10 protein-coding genes are annotated in these 19,674 nt (G+C 39.9%); all 10 read left to right on the plus strand.

Features of this window, described 5'->3' with window-relative positions; all coding sequences use genetic code 11:
* Nucleotides 1–70: 70 nt before the first annotated feature.
* Complete coding sequence (locus tag AACZ87_RS14725; protein WP_339868305.1) at nucleotides 71–1,375, plus strand: nucleotide sugar dehydrogenase; 1,305 nt, start codon at nucleotides 71–73, stop codon at nucleotides 1,373–1,375.
* An 88-nt stretch (nucleotides 1,376–1,463) separates the two neighbouring features.
* Nucleotides 1,464–9,299, plus strand: a complete 7,836-nt coding sequence (locus tag AACZ87_RS14730; RefSeq protein ID WP_339868307.1) for a PKD domain-containing protein — start codon at nucleotides 1,464–1,466, stop codon at nucleotides 9,297–9,299.
* Between the two features lie 33 nt (nucleotides 9,300–9,332).
* Nucleotides 9,333–10,169, plus strand: a complete 837-nt coding sequence (locus AACZ87_RS14735) for a polysaccharide biosynthesis/export family protein (protein WP_339868309.1) — start codon at nucleotides 9,333–9,335, stop codon at nucleotides 10,167–10,169.
* Between the two features lie 6 nt (nucleotides 10,170–10,175).
* Nucleotides 10,176–12,614, plus strand: a complete 2,439-nt coding sequence (locus tag AACZ87_RS14740; protein WP_339868311.1) for a polysaccharide biosynthesis tyrosine autokinase — start codon at nucleotides 10,176–10,178, stop codon at nucleotides 12,612–12,614.
* A gap of 39 nt (nucleotides 12,615–12,653) precedes the next feature.
* Entirely contained in the window at nucleotides 12,654–13,898 is a 1,245-nt protein-coding gene (locus AACZ87_RS14745) for a glycosyltransferase (RefSeq protein ID WP_339868313.1), read from the plus strand.
* Nucleotides 13,888–15,039, plus strand: a complete 1,152-nt coding sequence (locus AACZ87_RS14750) for a glycosyltransferase family 4 protein (protein ID WP_339868315.1) — start codon at nucleotides 13,888–13,890, stop codon at nucleotides 15,037–15,039. Before AACZ87_RS14745 ends, AACZ87_RS14750 begins: the two co-directional genes overlap by 11 nt.
* A 71-nt stretch (nucleotides 15,040–15,110) precedes the next feature.
* On the plus strand, nucleotides 15,111–16,334 hold the full coding sequence (locus tag AACZ87_RS14755; RefSeq protein ID WP_339868317.1) for an O-antigen ligase family protein: 1,224 nt from the start codon (nucleotides 15,111–15,113) through the stop codon (nucleotides 16,332–16,334).
* Between the two features lie 2 nt (nucleotides 16,335–16,336).
* The gene (locus AACZ87_RS14760; protein ID WP_339868319.1) at nucleotides 16,337–17,272 is read left to right on the plus strand and encodes a glycosyltransferase; all 936 of its coding nucleotides are present in this window, start codon (nucleotides 16,337–16,339) and stop codon (nucleotides 17,270–17,272) included.
* On the plus strand, nucleotides 17,272–18,402 hold the full coding sequence (locus AACZ87_RS14765) for a glycosyltransferase family 4 protein (protein ID WP_339868320.1): 1,131 nt from the start codon (nucleotides 17,272–17,274) through the stop codon (nucleotides 18,400–18,402). Before AACZ87_RS14760 ends, AACZ87_RS14765 begins: the two co-directional genes overlap by 1 nt.
* A 25-nt stretch (nucleotides 18,403–18,427) precedes the next feature.
* Nucleotides 18,428–19,672 (plus strand): glycosyltransferase family 4 protein, encoded by a 1,245-nt coding sequence (locus AACZ87_RS14770; protein ID WP_339868321.1) that lies wholly within the window; start codon nucleotides 18,428–18,430, stop codon nucleotides 19,670–19,672.
* Nucleotides 19,673–19,674 lie beyond the last annotated feature (2 nt).

Raw genomic sequence — 19,674 nt, forward strand, 5'->3', positions numbered from 1 at the left:
TCATGACAAATCTTGAGTTTAAAACTGATAAATCAGTTTTAAACTCAGTTATTTAGAATAGTAAGAAACTATGAGTAAAGAGTTGAATGAAGTGAAAATTGGAATTATCGGTTTAGGATATGTGGGGTTACCATTGGCCGTAGAGTTCGCTAAAAAATATCCTACAATTGGATTTGATATCGATTCAAAGCGAGTGGGAGAGCTCAATGCCGGCAAAGACAAAACACTGGAAGTAGAAGACGATTTACTGAGCTCTGTCACAGTAACTGAATTTTCTGAGAAAAACCCGAAGGGCTTGCTTCCAACCTCTCTATCTGCAGATTTGGCAGATTGTACAGTTTATATAGTAACTGTACCTACTCCAACTGATAAGCATAATCGACCTGTACTTACGCCAATGCTAAAAGCATCGGAGAATATTGCACAATACTTAAAAAGAGGCGATGTAGTGATCTACGAATCAACCGTTTACCCGGGAGTTACCGAGGATGAATGTGTGCCTTTACTCGAGAAAGTATCAGGATTGAAATTCAATGAAGACTTTTTTGCAGGGTATTCTCCTGAGCGAATTAACCCCGGAGACAAGGAGCATACCGTTGCAAAGATTCTGAAAGTAACCTCAGGATCTACCCCCGAAATTGCTGAATTTGTAGATCAGTTGTATCGCACAGTTATAACTGCCGGTACCTACAAAGCCTCTTCTATTAAAGTAGCAGAAGCGGCGAAAGTGATTGAAAACTCTCAAAGAGATATCAACATCGCTTTTGTAAATGAACTTTCAAAGATTTTCAATCTATTAGGTATAGATACCAACGAAGTCCTAGAAGCCGCTGGTACTAAATGGAATTTCTTGAAATTTAAACCAGGCTTGGTAGGTGGGCACTGTATAGGAGTGGATCCATTTTACTTGGCTCAGAAGGCTCAGGAAATGGGATATCACCCTGAAATTATCTTGGCTGGTCGGCGCCTAAATGACAGCATGGGAAAGCATGTCGCTACGGAAGTGATCAAATTGATGATGCGAAAAGATCTCAAAGTGATTGATGCTCATGTTTTGATTCTGGGTTTTACCTTTAAAGAAGACTGTCCTGATGTGCGTAATACACGCGTGATTGATATTTACCAAGAACTCAAAACTTACGACATAAATGTCGATGTGTATGATCCTTGGGCAAACCCTATTGAAGTTAGGCATGAATATGGCATTGATATTCTGTCGGGTACAAACGTTCCTAATCTGACTGATTATTCGGCGATTATTCTGGCTGTCGCCCACAAAGAATTCGCTAGCCTTGAGATTCAGAAATCAGACAGTCAGGTGGTCTTTGATGTAAAAGGTATTTTGGACAAAAAACTCATAGATGCACGACTATAATTCCATTTTATAGGTTAAATTAATTTTGCAATCCCCTTATCCTGTATATGCTTATATTTGAAAGCCAAGACACCACAATGGGCTATTAATGAACCAATTAGTTAGCAGGTATATATCGTTCAGTGTTATTTCCACCTTCCTCTGGATAAGTAGTATTCTTTTCCTGATTTTACCGAGCTCAGTAAATGGTCAGGTATCTATTTCTAGAGAGGGTTATCCTTACTGTGAACCGTTTATCGGGACTATAAATGATATTAAAAGACCAGATGTTACACTTTTTGGTAATGGTAGCGGTCCTGGTAATTTAGCTACCGCACTTACTGGACAGTCTATTAGACTTACTGGAAATAACCAATATCAGGATGGCTATGTATACCTTGATTTGCCCTTCTCTCCAGAATATGGTATTCAGGTTTCTTTTGAATACCTAAGTTATGGTGGTGATGGTGCTGACGGGATTGTGTTTTTTATGTTTGATGGGGCATATGGAGATTTACCTCCGTCGCTACCTTTTAACATTGGAGGGTTTGGAGGATCATTAGGTTATGCTCCACGAATCGAAGGAGCTGTGACTCACCCCGGATTATCTGGAGCTTACATAGGCGTTGCATTAGATGAATGGGGTAATTTTATCAGCTTGGAATCTACGCCTCCGAATAAACCAAATGGATTAGGACCAAACCCAAAACTCCCTGGGTTTATGAGATATCCTCATACTGTCGGAATTAGAGGTCCGGAGATTGATGACTATAAGGTCTTCGATTACGAAGAAGTTAATATAGCGCCAAGGCCTGTTGCTGACCAATTTCCTATTGATACAGGACCTTTTCCTGGACTTACCTGCGCAGACCCTGAATATAGAAAGGTATATGTCAATCTCTCTCCACGTCCTGATGTAGGCTATGATTTGACAGTAGATATCAGGGTAGGAGGTACAGTATATCGAGTTATTGGGCCAACACATTATAATTTTGACGCACCTGAAAACATTAAATTAGGTTTTTCTGCAGCTACAGGTGAAAACAAAAACTTCCATGAAATTCGAAATCTGGCAGTCGATGTATCTAAAGTAGAAGAAGCTCAAAGACCAGTAGCCTCCGATGAGTTTTATAGAACATGTGTCGATGAAGAGCTTGAAATATTTATAGATGTAGATCTTAAAAGTTCTGATAAGGCTTACATTAAATGTATTCAGCTCTACGAGGATGGTTTGGACCTAAATAACCCATCAGCACCTTGGAATACTTTTTCATCAGACATTGATCATACCCAATGTGGTCTAACCCCGATTTGCGAGTCTTGTATCAGTGATTTGGATCCGATTCCAACAAGCTTAGGGACTTTCGAAGCTACAATTGAAGACTTAAACGACGGCAATTTTGATGATTTGCGAGATAGGGTTCAGGTAGTTTTTACCCCGAACGCAGGTGCTACCGGTAGATCTAAAATTTATTATACCGTGACTGATAGTTACGGCTTAACATCTAAGCCAAAAGAATTAGTCGTAATCATTAACCCAATTCCTGAATTCCTTTCAGAACCTGTCATTGAACTTCCGACTTGTGATGGTCAAAATGATGGAAAAATCACAGCGGAAGTAGGGAATTTAGTCCCAGGATTTGAGCATTTCTGGTTATACACCAATACTGCTGGTGTTGAGACTAACCTAGGAGAGGGTGTCGTTATTGGTAATGTAGTAAGTGACGGGGATGCAGCTACCTTTGAACTGGATGGCATTAACTTAGGTCAATATGTACTTGTCATCAGAAATCCACTGGAAGATGGATCTGGTGGGTATTGCGAGGACAGGTTAGCAGTTCCGATAATAGAAGATGAGCTAGGTACCCCAGTCACTGTGGATGAGGATACTTTTGTAGTCTGCGAAGGGGAAACTGTAACTATTGTCCCTCAAGTAGATCCTATTTACCTTAACGGAGCCACCCCGAAATTTTTATGGTATAAGGATGCTGGAAAAACTCAACCAATAGTTTCAAATCCAGGTTCACCTGCTGCAGATGGTTTTATTTATGAAATTAATGCCTCTGGAAATTTAATAATTGATGGCTTACTCTCCCAGGCCGGAAGTCCTTTCACCTATACTTATTATGTAGAGCTGGAGGAGAACCGTTCCGGAAATCAAAATTTTTGCTCCATGTTGGGGGATTTGGAAATTGCAGCTACCGTCACAGTGCATCCCGCTGTCACCAATGATCCACCTATAGTGCAGAATGATTGGTGTTTAGGAAATATGGGAAGTATTGACATCGTCTTCAGAAGAGGAAACGAGGTCTTGAATGAATACACGCTCTTAGATGAAAGTGGAAATGAGATAAGACCAGTTCAGTCTACCGGACTTTTTGAAGGCTTGTCCAAAGGTAACTACACTGTTGTTGGTACCTCACATAATCCTAATTGTGAGCAGAGCTATGATTTTGAAATTCTAGGTCCTGACAATACGTTAGAATTAAATGTAACTGCCTACTCAGATCCTAGTTGTGAACTGGATAATGGATCTATTTCATGGATGGTCGAAGGCGGCAATGGGACCTATGAATTTGTTTCTATCACGGGTTATCCTGAAGCTACTCCACCAGCAGTAACTAAAGTCGGAGAGGATGTTTTTGAAGTTACCAACTTGGTTTCTTCGGCTTCTCAATACACACTCACACTTACTCTAAAAGATGCACAAGGATGTGAGATAAGTTCTGATCAAACGATATCTCCTCAAATTTTGCCGGTCTTTGAGGTTTTCAATGCCACGGTATGTCTTGGACAGACTGCTTCTCTTGGGGTTAATACTCTTGTCGCTGGAACTCCAAGTCTTCCTACCCAATACAAATGGTATTCAGATCCAGCTGCTACCCAAGAAATCGGGGGGGCAAATCCTAATCCTTGGGGAATCACCTTCACAGTTGACCCTGCAAATGGTACTTTAACTGCCTCAAATTTCCCGGATTCTGATGTCTTGCAAACATTTGAGGTTTATTTCAAACCTTCAATTGATCCTGTAAGTGTATCAAGCCCAGTAGTGTGTGATTTGCCGATTTTGCCAGCCACAATTACTGTAAACCCACTCCCGATTATAGAAATTGTCAGAGCTCAGTCAGCTTCCTGTTTTGGAGGTAGTGATGGCCTGATAGAAGTAAATATAACCAACGGAAGCCCTTCAGATTTTGAGTACATGATCGACGGATTGACAGGGTATCAGTCCAGTCCTCTATTTAATACTGGAATTACTGAGGGAGATTATACGATCAGAGTAAGAAATACTGCCACTCAATGCGAAAATACCATTGAGGTACAACTGGTAGACCCGGAGCAACTCATCTTAAATGTGACTCAAGAAGTCGATCCTTCCTGTGATATTGACAATGGGCAGTTGGCATTTGAAGTTACTGGAGGAACCCCTCTTGCAGCTGGAGGCTACACCATTACTATCAATGGGAATGCTCTAAGTACATTTAACCCAACTGAATCCACTCCAAATTCATTTCTTGTAGAGAATCTTCCGGAAGGTACCTATACTATACAAGTTCAGGATAAAAATGGCTGTCCAGTTGAGCAAAGTCCTGAACTAATAGCTCAGATTTTACCTGAATACACACTGGAAGATGATGAAATCTGTATAAATGAATCAACCTCAATTATTCCAACTCAAGTAAACCCTGGTACTCCAAACGCAGTTCCGGTTTTCCGCTGGTTTAAAGACGCAGCAGCAACAGATGAAATTATAACTGGTGATGATTCCACACTTGGGATTACCTTTAATGTCAACTCAGGCAATGGGCAACTTGATGTAAGTAATATTGCTTCTGCCGATACCTACACGTTTTATCTAAAGCCTGACATCCTTAACAATTGTCAGCTGGATCCTATTCCTGTCACCTTAACTGTTAATCCAATACCAGAGACGGAATTTGAACCTGTTTCTCCATTATGCTTTGGAGATGCGAGCGGAAGTCTTTCACTGGTTTCTGGTGGATCGCCTGATTACTCTTATTCGATTCAAGGGAATTCCGCCTCATTTGATCCATCCTCAAATTCCTTTACAGGTCTACCATCCGGAGATTATATCATTGAAGTGAAAAATGAGCTTACAGGATGCCTGCAGCAAATCACTAAAACAATTGAACCTACCCCCGAGCTAGTTATTACCTTAATTTCTCAGGAAGACCCTACCTGTGGAGCAGCTAATGGTGTTATTTCATTTGAGGTCCTAGGTGGTACTCCTACCTATGCCATTACAATTAACAATCTTCCACTGACTGATTTTAATGTGACCGAGGCAGGCACGGTAATAACCGTATCCAAGTTGGAGCCTGGGCAATATGATATCAAGGCAGTAGACAGCAATGCATGTGAGAAGCAGCTTCCACTAATCACATTGACAAACAATGATGGAATAGAAATAGAAGTTTCTCCCACTACACAAGAGATTTGTGCAGGCATATCAGCAGTACTGATTCCCGACATTATAGCACCTCCTGGTACCGCATATACTTTACGATGGTTCAAGGATTCTAATTACAGCCAAGAAATCCTAACTGGAGATCAAGATGGAGCTACAAGCTTTACAATATTGCCAGACTTTAGCCTTTCCGTAGATGGGCTTACCACGGGCAACTATTCCTATTATGCTAGAGTAGGTGGGGCGGGTATCTGTTCCGTAGACTCTGAGGCTAGTGTGGAGGTATTGGCTCCACTTACAGCCACATTGACCCCAACTCCTGTTATCTGTTTTGGAGATGCTAATGGTACTCTTCAAGTGGAGAATTATAGCGGGGGAAGCGAAACTTTTGAGTTTAGTATAGATGGGAATAACTGGCAGTCAGAGCCTTTGTTTGAGAATCTTCCGGCTGGTGATTACACCCTTACCATGCGTGATTCTAATCAAGCAGACGGTTGCTTGTTTACTGAGGATTTTGTTATAGATACACCTGAAGGGCCTATTGCATTGGATAACTACAATACCTTTGCGGCCAGTTGTGGACAGGATAATGGGGAGATTTTTGACGTTGTTATTTCTGGAGGATGGGGCAATTACACCCATCAGTGGACCAAAGATACTCCTACAGGAGCGGCTGTTTCAGGTACTATTTCTAAGGTGGAAAACCTCGCTGCGGGAACTTACTTCCTTACCGTAACTGATGCTGAAGGCTGCTCAGAAATCTTTGAATTTGAAATAAAAATAGCTCCGGATCCAGTGTATACCATCACTCCACCAGCTCAGGTGTGCTTTGGAGAGCTAGTGAGCCTAGAAGCAGTACACATGCCAGGGGATCCTAATGCACCTTCAGCGAGAACCACCATTGCTTGGTATAAAAATCCAAATCAAAGTGGTTTAATCAAAGATGGTCCAGACCCGGCTAATCCATCTATCAATTATACCATTGTAGTTGATCCAAATAACTTTGTGAACTCAACTCTTGAAATTGATGGCCTCCCAGCTGGAACGTACACCTACTATTTATTTGTGGAATGTACAGGAGTAGAGATACCTGTTACATTCAAAGTATCTGAGTTCCCTAAACTCACTTTTACAGGAGAAAAAGAAAGCTGTTTTCAAGCTGCAGATGGTAAAATCATAGTTTCCGGAAATGTAGAGCCTGGTATGTTATTCCAAATTGGAAACACATCCTATACTGCTACCGAATTAGCTGCGGCCACTTTTGCTCCTGGAGATTACGATATCGATGCGCAAGGAGCTGTTTGTTCTCAGATATTTTCAGTTACCATCGAACCTGCTTTGGAGATTAAGGCTTCTCTAGTGGATTCCAAAAATGCAGCCTGTGGATTGAAAGATGGATACCTGAGCTTTGAATGGGAAGGCGGAACCGCTCCTTATATAATTTCTCTTACCTCTACTGATGGTACCGAACTTACACAAACTACATCTGACCTGACCTATACCTTTGATCAATTAGGTCAAGGCACCTATACCTTTGGTATTACCGATGCAGAAGGTTGTCTTTATACCTTGTCCTCGCCAGTTACTGTGGACAATGGTCCGTCCGAGGTTATAGTAGACCCTGTCTATTCAAGCTGTGATGGCAACCCTATTTCCATTACTCCTACGGTAAATCCAGCTAATACGAACGCAATATTTAATTGGTACACAAGCTCAGTCAGCGCTGCCAACCAGATCGCAGATGGTCAGGTAATAAATGGAATAACTTACAACTTGGATAGTAAAGGGAATTTGATTCTAGAAGGAGTAACAATCAATAATGCTCCATTCAAACTTTGGGTGACTGTGTCAGGTGAAGGAATATGCGCAGGCGATGAAAAAGAAGTTTCTATAGAAGTGTTTGGTAATCCTAAAGTTCAGGTGAATCCTATTCCTGAGTTATGCTATGGGGATGGAGGAAGTTTAGAGTTGGATATTCCGAACAATCAGACACTAGAATTCAGCGTGAACGGAGGTCCGTTTACTTCCTATCCTAATTCTATAATTGATGGCCTTGCGGCAGGCACCTATTCATTGCGGGCGCAAAATACGAGTGGCTGTATTGTGGAGGTAGGAGACTTTACAATACTTGGCCCTGCTGCACCGTTGGAAATCGAAGGGTTGACTGCCATTGGAGCTACTTGCCTAAGTCCAAATGGTAGGTTGTTTGGAACTGCTACAGGAGGAACTGTCCCTTACAACTTAACTGTAGTAGGATCTGATGGCCCGATTCCATCCTCAGCTATTGTTTGGACAGGCAATGATTTTACAATCGATAATCTACCGCTAGGTTCCTACAATGTAACACTCACAGATGCCAACCAATGCTCAGTGAATGAAGATGGTCTTTCCATTACTAATGAGCCGCTTAAAGTAGTAACAGATGATCAAACCATCTGTGAAGGTGATGTCGCAATACTTACACCTCGGGTACAGGGAGGTCAGGGTAGTGGGCTTACGTTCTCATGGTTCAAAGACAGCGATGGACTGAATGAAATTCCTCTTGGAAATAGTACTGAAGGAAATATCTCCTATAACCTTACAGCTAAGGGGGTACTCACTATTGAAGGATTGAATTTAGCTAATTCACCGTATAGTTACTTTGCTGAATTGGATCTTAATGCTGCTTGTAGCAGGGATCTTTCAGAAGCTGTAGTCACAGTCAAATCAATTCCTACCTTAAGAACAAGCAATCCTTCCTTAGTTTGCGACCCAACTCAAACAGTTGATCTATCACTTTATATTGATGGATATGACCCAAATTCCTATGATTATGAGGTGCTGGATAATGATGGTAATAAAATGAAGGTGGATGAGATTTCTAACGTTTCCGAAACAGGCATATATAAGGTTAGAATGAAGGAGAAAAATTCCGACTGCTATACTGCAACAGAGAGAATTTTGGTAAGAATTGCTGAAGAAGAACTTGTAGCTTCTTTTGAATATGATATCGAAGTAGTGCCTGGTCAGCCAGTCACTAATGCCGAGGTTGGTATTGGGGATGAAGTAATGTTTAAAGATCTTTCCCAAGGTACTCCGGTTAGATGGGAGTGGGACTTCGGTGACGGCAATACTTCCACTGAAGCTTCGCCGTCTCATACATATAACGAAATTGGTACTTTTGTAGTCATACTCAAAACTTGGAATGATCTTGGATGTGAAAGCTCTGCACTAATGGAACTTGAAATTATTGATAGCTTTGATATCAAATTCCCTAATGCATTCACTCCAGACCGTACTGACGGCAAAAATAATTTTTTCTTCCCTAAGCATAGAGGTCTTGCAGAATTGAAAGTGTATGTATTCACTACATGGGGAGAACTCATATATGAATCCAATACTTTGGAAGATAAAGGCTGGGATGGCACCTTCCGTGGTAAGCCAGCCATGAATGGGAATTACGTTTACAAAGGAAATTATAGAAGTAGAGGAGGTTTTGAAGGAGAAACTTCTGGTGTTTTTATTTTAATTAGATAATATTGCACTCAAATTTGTCACACATTTATAAATATGAATAACTCAAACCATTTCTCTAGAGCAAATTATGCCTATAGGATACTTTTAATTATTTGCTTTTTCGGATTGATTACTTCCTGCATTTCCAACAAAAAGGTGCTTTATCTCCAGAATGAAGAGAATGATGAAAGTTTGGCACTAGGAAAAAGAATACCACATCATATGATAGACTATCGTCTTCAGTACAATGACATTGTGGATGTGCATGTGCTGACGAATGATGAAATCCTACGAAAAGGATTTAGCCTGAATAGTTTTGAAAGCACCCAAACTATGGCAATGCAACCTGGGCAGGGTGGAGGAGATGTGTATTATATGACTGGATACACTGTGGATAAAGATGGATTCATTGATATCCCACTTCTTGGAAATGTCAACGTAGGTAATCTTACCATTGACGAGGCAAAAGAACAAATCAGAAATGATCTCAAAGCTTATATAAAAGGAGACTTTTTTGTAAAGGTGAAATTGGGTGGTATCAGATATAGTGCATTGGGGGAATTTCGTGCTCCCGGAAAATACGTGGTTCTTCAAGATAGAATGACAATCTTTGAGGCAATTGCAAATGCTGGAGATCTTACCATACTCGCTAATAGAGATCAGATCAAACTTATTCGTCAATTTGCGGATGGTAGTGAAATCTATGATGTCAATCTGAACGACCGAGACCTTCTTACTAGCGATTTTTATTTCATTCGACCTAATGATCAGCTCTATGCAGAACCACTCAAAGTTAGAGAAGTAGGTGCAGGCGAAAATGCCGCTCAAACCCTTACCTTGCTGATCACACTATTTACTTTTGCAGCCTTAGTGCTAAACCTTACAAAGTAATCCTTAATGTCTACCTCTCCGTCGAATAATCAGTTTAATTACCCTGTTTTTTCAATTTCAAAATCTAATGAAGAGTTTGATTTAAGGGCAATTATAATCAACTATGCAAAATACTGGAAATGGTTTTTGTTTAGTGTCATTCTTTGCGTAGCTATTGCGTTTCTTTTTAATAAGTACGCGATGCCTGTTTACCAGATTCGAGGTACCATAATTCTCAACGAAGAAAAGCCTGATATCACTGCAGACCTATTTAGCTCTGCGGGGCTTGGAAGTAATAAAATGAATACCCAAAATGAGGTATGGATTTTAAAGTCTTTCTTCCTGGCTGAAGAAGCTTTGAAGGACCTTAATTTTAATGTCTCGTATTATAGAGATGGGATGTTCCAGAAAACCCAGGTGTATGGTAATACTCCAGTACTTTTGGAAGTAGACTGGAAACACCCACAAATTGTAGGCGGATTGTTTAAGCTCACTGTGATAGATGACAAGCAATATCAGCTTGAAGTCGCAGAAGATGGAATGTCTGTTTACAATCCTAATGACCCCTTTTATAATACCACTTTGAGCAATATGAAAATGTTCGAACGTGGGTATTCTTTTGATTCCTTAATCGTCAATGACTTCAGTAAAATGACGATTAAGAATGCAGGAGCATTGCCAGGTGAAGAAATTTACTTTAGAATTATTGATACCCCATCCTTGGCTTTGGGTATGGCAAATGACTTGTCTGTTCAATTAGTAGACGAGCAGTCTTCGATCTTAGCCTTATCGCTTCATTCAGGTATTAGAAAGAGGGGAGAAAACTACCTGAATAATCTGATGGATGCCTATCTCGATAGAGAATTGGCTGAAAAAAACAGAGCATCAGATGCCACCATCTTATTTATTCAAAATCAACTTAGCGGAATTACTGATTCCCTTACCTTTTTTGAAAATAGATTACAGCAGTACCGTACAGACAACAAAATATTCAACCTAAGTGAGGAAGGTTCAAGAGTCTATGAAAGCTTGTTGGAACTTGAAAATGAACGTGCTAAGGCTGAAATTTCTCTCAGGTATTACAATCAATTGAAAGAGTATCTCGATAGAGAAGATTTTGATGCATTAATGGCTCCGTCTATTGCTGATATGGAGAATAACTTGCTTACTACTTTGGTGGGCAATTTAATTCAACTTCAATCAGAAAAGACCAGACTTACAGCTAGTTTCTCTGACCAGAATCCCGCGATAGTAGAAGCTAACCTAAAAATCGAGAATACAAGAAAAGTTTTGTCAGAGAATGTGAATTCTGCAATCTCAAATATTAGAGCCAATATTGCTCAACTTACTTCCCGTATCAATGGAATAAATGGGGAGATCAATAAGCTTCCAGCCACAGAACGAAAGTTGGTTGGTATCCAGCGACAGTTTGAGATAAATGAGTCTATCTACGTTTATCTACAAGAAAAACTCTACGAAGCCGAGATCACCAAAGCATCTAATTTCCCTAAAAATTCGATACTGAATTCAGCAAGATCCAGTTTGGCTCCAGTATTCCCTAAAAAATCGATCAACTTGATCATAGGTTTGTTTGTGGGCTTGGGCATTCCTTTCTTATTTATAACTATCAAATCTTATTTTAATAATAAGGTAGATGATCCTCGTTTCCTTGAAAAACACTTAGACATTCCATTTCTCGGCATAATAGGTAAAGGAAATCTAGATCATTCCCGAGTTGTATTGGAAAGCCCTAAATCTGGGGTGACGGAATCCTTCAGATCACTTAGATCTGATATGTCTTACTTGATTCCTGACAAGAGTAAAATTGTAATCCTCTTCACTTCTTCCATATCAGGTGAAGGAAAGACTTTCTGCGCCATTAATATGGCTTCAGTCTATGCCCTTTCTGGTAAAAAAGTCTTACTAATGGGATTGGATTTAAGGAAACCTAAAATTGCCGATGATTTTGGGATGGAGAACAAAGTGGGGATTAGTACTGTGCTAAGTAAGAAAATGGATTGGAGAGATGCTGTTAAAAGTAGCAATTTCGAGAATTTGGACATTCTGCTTTCTGGTTCTGTTCCTCCAAATCCAGCAGAACTTATCCTTCAGGATTCTTTTGCCAAAATGATGGTGGAAATTAAAGAGACCTACGATATAGTAGTGATGGATTGCCCTCCGGTTGGTTTAGTGTCTGAGACTAAAGAACTCTTTAAATATTCTGACATTAATATTTTTGTGTTCAGACATAAATACTCTGAAAAATCAAACATCAAGGTTGTAGAAAGCCTTAGAGAGAAGGAAGAGTTGAAGAAAATCTATACTGTCCTTAATGACTTCCAGGTGGATCATAGATATGGCTATGGCTATGGCTATGGTTATGGTTATGGCTATGGAAAGGACTATGGATATTATCAGGATGATAAAGCAGGGGCACTTGGCCGCCTTCTTGGCAAGAAGAAGTAAAAGCATTACTCATCTTGATTTAGAATTGTTTACACGGTTTTGGGTAAGATTTTAATTATTAGTCCCTCTTTCGCTCCTCAGGCATTTGTAGGAGGAGTGCGTACCACCATGTTTGCAAAATACCTTACCCTTTTGGGTTGGGACGTTTGGGTGATCACTAGAGTGATCCCTACAGAAGATCCTGTGATGGATTCTGGAATGCAGGTAGATTTACCTCCATCACTTCAGGATAAAATTATTAGAATTAGTAATCCCTCAGAGCATGAATATATCGGTAAAAGAAATTGGACAGGAAAGTTTCGAGACTTTTTCTACCCTGAGTATTCCTCACCTCCTGGCTTCCTAGATCTAGCAATTCCTATTGGTGAGGAATTAATTAAAACTCAAAATTTCGATATAATTCTGGCTTCTGTTCCTGACCAGTGGGGAGTTACTCTTGGTGAAATGCTTGCCCAAAAAGCCTCAAGCAAATTTGTAGTTGACTTTAGGGATATCTATGAACAGGAAAAATCTGACAAACGATCTCTTCAAGAAAAAGTCCATCTAATCAGGATGCTTTGGAGAAGGCATTTTACTAATAGAAAGGCAGATTTAATAACCACTGTTTCCCAATTCCATAAAAAAATCTTAGAGGATAAGTTGAGTAAAAGAACAGAAGTCATCTACAATGGATACGATGACGCAATTTTTAAAGCTACAGGCTTCGAAACTACAGATATCCTCGATTCAACTTTCACTATCTCTTATCTCGGAAGGATTTTGAATGATTGGTATCACAACCCAGCTATTTTGTTTCAGGCACTTTCTGAGTTATCTGAAGAAGGGGAGTTAGGCACAAATGATCTGAAGATTAATTTTTACGGCGTGGACCAGAGGAAATTATCAGACTATCTTACGGACGAAAATAAAACATTTGTTCAGTTCTTTCCCCGGGTTTCTATGGACCAAGTAGTGGAAATTATGAAAAGTAGCCAAGCATTATTGCTTATTACTAATCAGGGAAGAGAAGGAGTTTTAACGACCAAGTTTTTCGAATATGCAGGGGTGCAAAAACCAATTGTTTGCGTTCCAGGGGATGGGGCAGAATTGCAAGAACTTATAGAGACTCATCACTTTGGCGTTGCAATTAGTTCTGTCAAAGCAATGAAAGCTTATCTGCTCGCTGCTGTGAAAGATTTTCGAAAAGGTAATTGGCCCACGAAAGTTGATTCTAATCCGGAATTCTTTACCCGAAAAAATCAGACAATTATTTTATCAGATTTATTGAAAAGCCTTGTCCAATAAAGCAGTAAATGTAGGTGTAGGGATTCCCTGCTTATTAGTAGGAGGCACAGAGATCCAAACCTTGAACCTTGTGAGGTCCCTGATTCTGGATGATTATCACGTGAATGTGATTTGTTACTTTGAGTATGATCCTTTGATGGTCATACAATTTGAGAACCTCGGAGCCACAGTCACACTATTGAAATGGGATAGAGCTATAGGAACATTCTCCTTTATACGATCGCTTGCAGCCAAACTAAGGGAATACAACTTCGATTTATTTCATGTGCAGTACGTAGCACCTGGGGCCCTTCCAATTGTCTCAGCCAGATTAGCAAAAATAAAGAAAGTGCTAGCCACTGTCCATCAACCCAAAACAGCGTCGCACGGTAGATTTTCAGGCTTAATATTGAACGTTGCCTCCTTTGCTTGTACTACCTTTCTTTCTGTATCCCTCAGCACAGAGAAGTCTTGGTTTGGTGATAGTCACCTTTTTTCTCTAAAAAAGTCCTATACTGAAGCTCCTAAACACTGCACTATTTACAATTCACTGGATACGGAACAGATAGATTTTCAGCTTTCCCAGCTTCAAGTAGCAAGCCCAAGCAAGAAAATTAGGATTGGAACCGTCTGTAGGCTTAATTATGTAAAAGGAGTTGATGTATTAATACATGCCTTTTCCCTCCTTCGTAAAGAGTCTAGCGAAGCCATGGAGCTGCTTATATACGGGGAAGGAGAGGATGAAAATAGATTACGGAATCTAGTGCAGGAGTTAGCCTTGACCGAAGATGTCCAATTCCTGGGGAAATTACCTCCGCTTGAGGTAGTAACCATTACTTCAAACCTGGATATTGTAGTAGTGCCCTCTCGCTTTGAAGCCTTTGGCTTATATGCTGCTGAAGCTATGTACGTGGGAAAACCAGTCATCGCATCAGATTCTTTTGGGCTGGCTGAAGTGATTACACATGGTGAAACTGGTTTGCTGTTCCCTGTGGGAAATGCACAACTTCTGATGGAAAATATGTTGCTCCTTGTTCAGGATTCAGACCTGAGAATGAAATTGGCCCGGGCAGCAAAGGAGTCTATTAAAAGCCGTTTTGATTTTGAGGATTACCATAAAAGTATTGGGAAGCTTTACAGTTTAATGTCTAATTCATCATGATTTCCTTCTAAATTGCGCATTATTAAACCTCATTTGAAACACTACAACTCAGCAATATTATTTTCCTCTGAATGGAACAGTTAATAACCTTTTTCAGTATTAGAACGGAAATCCCGGATAAGAACTTTAAACTGTTATTTAACACACTGTTTTTCTGTTCTTTTCTTCCTTACTTGACTTCGATAATCCCTATACTTCCAGGATTATTTTTCGGGTTCAACTGGACTGGGATTTCCTGGATTATCTGCCTGTTGGTTTCTATCTATCTATTGTTTTCCCTGAAGGATAGGCCAATGTTCCCTCTTGTAAATTGGATCTTCTGGATACTTTACCTGATTGTAGCCCTATCTGTTGATTTTTCATTTATAGGATTACAGCTCACCATTCAATATGTTCTTCCTATCATTATAGGAATTGTGGCTTCCTCCTTTACTTACTCCTGGCCTAAATTGTTTTGGATGTTTCAGCAGTTTGCAAGGCTGATAATTATTGTGTTTTTGTTATTTGTGGTATATAAAGTCCTTACGGGATATTCTCCTCACATGGCTTCTACTCCTATGCTGCTGTATGTGATGGCCACCGTCTCCCTTGGTGTTTATTACGTGTTTGGTGACAAAAAATACTTGATCATATTCCTGCTCTTATTCCTGATGCCATTTTTGTCTGTTACTCGAATGGCCATTTTGGTATTTGTCTCCTCTTTTGTAATTCACTTTTCTAATGAAAGTATTTCTTCCAAAATCCCATATGCGCTCCTAGGTTTGGTCATGTTTGCCATAGTTTTTAGCTCTGAGTCCTTTCAAAAGAAAACCTTTTATGATGGCAAAGGAGAGATTTCTGACTTGAGTATCAACTATTATGAGAGTAGTAGTGGGCTTAATACAAACGGAAGAACAGCATGGCAGTTAGGATTGGAGCCTGGCTTAGCCAAAAATCCCATTTTTGGAAACGGTCCTAGGTCTGATAATGCTGTTTTGAGTGAATTGGCTGGAGAGGATTCAGCGGAAGCACATAATGATTACCTATCAGTACGGTATAATTACGGTTGGCTTGGCTTAATATGCCTTTTAGCTGGCTTTGCTGTCACCTTTATTCAGTTGATGAAGTTCTATCTTCAAGATACTATTCCCCTTTTTAAGGTGCTGATCGGTTCCACCCTCACACTCTTCGTTGGGTTCTTATTCTTCATGTATTCAGATAATATTCTTAAATACACAATTTTCTTTCCCAATTATTTCTTCGCAATGATTGGTATTACCTATTCTGCAAGCAAAAGAGGGCTTGCTTATTTATAACGATGAAGATCTCCTTGATTATCCCTTTATTCAATAAAGAGGACACAATATTGCAGACACTTAAATCTGTGTTCAATCAGATCGAAAAGCCTGATGAAGTGATAGTGGTCGATGATGGAAGTCAGGATTCTTCCAGAGAGTTGGTGAGACAGCTGAGCAACCCTTTGATTCGATTGGTTTGCCAGTCCAATCAGGGAGTCTCTGCAGCAAGAAATAGAGGAGTAGAAGAGGCATCTTATGAATGGGTTACTTTTTTGGATGCGGACGATCAATGGGACGAGGAGTTCTTAAAAGAAATCAGATCTTTAAATAGGCTTTTTCCTAAAGAAAAAGTTCTTGCTACTTCCTATACCTTTTTCTACCTCTCAGGTAAAACTGAGACAGCTACCATCAATCATATCAAATTTAAAGAGGACCAAGGAGTAGTAGAAAATTACTTCCAGGTAGCGGCAGCATCTCATCCACCTATTAATTCCTCGGCCATTGCTATTCATAAGGAAGCTCTGGTTAAAGTAGGTGGATTCCCTGTGGGGATAAAGTCTGGAGAAGATCTGATTACCTGGACCCGATTGATGCTTCGTCATCAATTAGCTTATTCCACCCGCCCGTTGGGTAAGTATATCTTCCATAGCGCAAATGAAGGTGCCTCTACCTTGCGCGAAACTGATAATGATCCTGTAGGCAGGGAGATGCTTGAACTGTTGCCTTTTGCACTGCAAGCAGGCAAAGTAGGCTATAGCCTTTACCTTGGTCGATGGTTGAAAAATAAAGGTATATTACTTCTTGAAGTTGGAAAAAACTCCCATGCACGCAGAAAATTACTCCAGTCCTATAGCTATTCTGGTGAACGTTTTAAATTGATCATACTTCTAGGTATTTCTATATTACCTGTTCCTATTTCCAAAAAGCTTATTTCTAAAATTTATCAATCAGGTTAATGAGAGTACTTTGGGTTAATCCCTCCTTTTTAGATTACAGAGTCCCACTTTATCAGGAGTTGAATAAGCGCTTGAAAGGTGATTTTCATCTGCTATACTCTAAAAACCGCATTCCGGAGAGGGTTATTGGAAAAGTCGAAAAAGCCCTGGGACCAAATTCTCATGGTATGGAAGGGGAGCGCTTTCTGAACTTTGGTAAACTGGGAGAATTCTCAAATCAAGGGGTTCAAGTCCCTATTCAGCGTGGTCTGCTGAAAGCAATCAAAGAAATTAAGCCGGATATAGTGATAGCTGAAGGGTTCTTTCAATGGACACCTTTAGTGGCTTTTTATGCCAAAACCAATAACATCCCTTTATGGATTGCTTATGAACGAACTCACCATACCGAACGAAATTGCCCTTACTGGAGGAAAAAATACCGAAACTTGGTCAGCAAATTTGTTGATGGGTATTTAGCAAATGGGAGCTTGACTACTGATTACCTCAAAACAGATATCAATGCAGGTACTAAACCTATTATCGAAGGCTGTATGTCTGCAGATAGCGCCAACCTTGCAAAACGTACCGATAATCTTGCAGAAAATAATTCAGAAGTGAAGCCATCAGGATTAAACTATTTATTTGTAGGTCAATTCATCCATAGAAAAGGAATTCTGGAGCTCTGTGAGGCTTGGCTCATCCACGCTCGCACCCACCCGGATGATACTTTGGTACTTATCGGTGATGGAGAATTGAAAACTCAAATAGAAGACTTGTACTCATCTACAGAGTCTATTAAGATTCTTGGACACGTGGACTATGACCATATTCATGAGTATTATTCCTCTGCTGATGTATTTGTCATGCCTACTTTGGAAGATAATTGGAGTTTGGTTGTTCCGGAAGCCATGGCATGTGGACTACCCGTAGCTACTACAATTTATAATGGCTGCTACCCCGAACTAGTCAAAGACGGTGTGAATGGTAAAGTCTTTGATGTGCTCAAAGAGAGTTCAATTCTCGAAATGTTGGACTTTTTCCATTCTCAAAATCTTCAGAAAATGGGAGAAGCGTCTATAGAAATTGAGGCAGAGTACTCACCCGAAAAAGTGGCAAATAGAATAGCATCTGGTATTCTTAATCATAAGTAATATCTTAGAACGACGTATATAAATCATGCATATAGTTTTTGTATCAAGGGAATATCATAACTCCAAAAGGGGAGGAGGCATTGCTACTTATCTTCACGATCTTATCTCTATGATATTGGATCATGGACATCAAGTGACCTTAATCACTGCCTCAGATGATACTAGAACAAATTCAATTGAGGTTGAAGGCAATTTCACAAAAATAAATTTAGAGGGTGGGGACTTTATCATTCCGCAGGTCGAACCAGGGATGATTACTATGAAGAAGTTCAGGATTTTCTTCCGCTTCTTCTCCTATCGTTTAAAAGTTTTACGTGAAGTCCTTAAGTTGAAAAACGTAGATGTTCTGGAAGTATCTGAATTTGGAGCTGAGTCTGTCTTTTTCAAAAACTTTGATTTTCCCGTTGTTTATAGATTACAAACATCTAGTTTGCTCGATCGCAATAATGGTGGTGTCTTTAAATTTAGACCGAAACTTATACCTAATTTTTTCACAGGCTATTTTGAAAAGAGGGTATTGTCAAGCGCAGATTATCTTACTTCATGCTCATATAGCCTGAAAGATTGGACATCCAAATATTTCAATATTCCTGCTGATAAAATCAACGTACTCTATAATCCTATCAATCTAAAAAAGTGGCAATTTAGACGCACAGAAGAGTCCTTGGCTTCGTATAAGATCCTTTTTGTTGGGACTGTTTCGTATGAAAAAGGTGTAGGGGAACTGGTTGAAGCCTGCAAGATCCTTAAAAACAAGGGGATTGATCTCACTTTGACCATAGCAGGTAAATTGGGTGGCTATGGCAAAAATCTCCAGCAGGAATTAAAAGACGAGAAATGGTGTGAATTCTTGGGTCATATCACAAAAAAAGAATTAAACACCATCTATGAGTCACATAGCATTGCTGTTTTTCCTTCCCACTGGGAAGCCTTAGGCTTGGTTACTTTAGAGGCTATGTTCTCCGGCGCATTGGTAATTGGCAGTGCTGAAGGGGGAATGAGTGAATTAATCGATGATCAGGAAACTGGATTTTTAATCCAACCAAAAGATGCTGTTACATTATCCCACCTGATAGAAAAAGTACTGAATTTGCCCCTTCAGGAAAAAAGCAGAATATCAAACAATGCTGTCCAGCAGGTGATTGAAAGCTTTTCCGATAAAAAAATTGTCCCTCAATTTATTTCCTATTATCAGCAAGTAGTCGATGACTTCCATGCTAGTTCAAATGCTAAGTCTTCTTCTGACTCTTCTCTGAAAAGAGGTGAATAATT

Origin of the sequence: uncultured Algoriphagus sp., assembly GCF_963974365.1 — a bacterium.
Classification (GTDB): Bacteria; Bacteroidota; Bacteroidia; order Cytophagales; family Cyclobacteriaceae; genus Algoriphagus.

Coding starts and splice junctions, on each gene's coding strand:
- AACZ87_RS14725 (WP_339868305.1), top strand. CDS start 71: ATGAGTAAAGAGTTGAATGAAGTGAAAATTGGAATTATCGGTTTAGGA.
- AACZ87_RS14730 (WP_339868307.1), top strand. CDS start 1,464: ATGAACCAATTAGTTAGCAGGTATATATCGTTCAGTGTTATTTCCACC.
- AACZ87_RS14735 (WP_339868309.1), top strand. CDS start 9,333: ATGAATAACTCAAACCATTTCTCTAGAGCAAATTATGCCTATAGGATA.
- AACZ87_RS14740 (WP_339868311.1), top strand. CDS start 10,176: ATGTCTACCTCTCCGTCGAATAATCAGTTTAATTACCCTGTTTTTTCA.
- AACZ87_RS14755 (WP_339868317.1), top strand. CDS start 15,111: ATGGAACAGTTAATAACCTTTTTCAGTATTAGAACGGAAATCCCGGAT.
- AACZ87_RS14760 (WP_339868319.1), top strand. CDS start 16,337: ATGAAGATCTCCTTGATTATCCCTTTATTCAATAAAGAGGACACAATA.
- AACZ87_RS14765 (WP_339868320.1), top strand. CDS start 17,272: ATGAGAGTACTTTGGGTTAATCCCTCCTTTTTAGATTACAGAGTCCCA.
- AACZ87_RS14770 (WP_339868321.1), top strand. CDS start 18,428: ATGCATATAGTTTTTGTATCAAGGGAATATCATAACTCCAAAAGGGGA.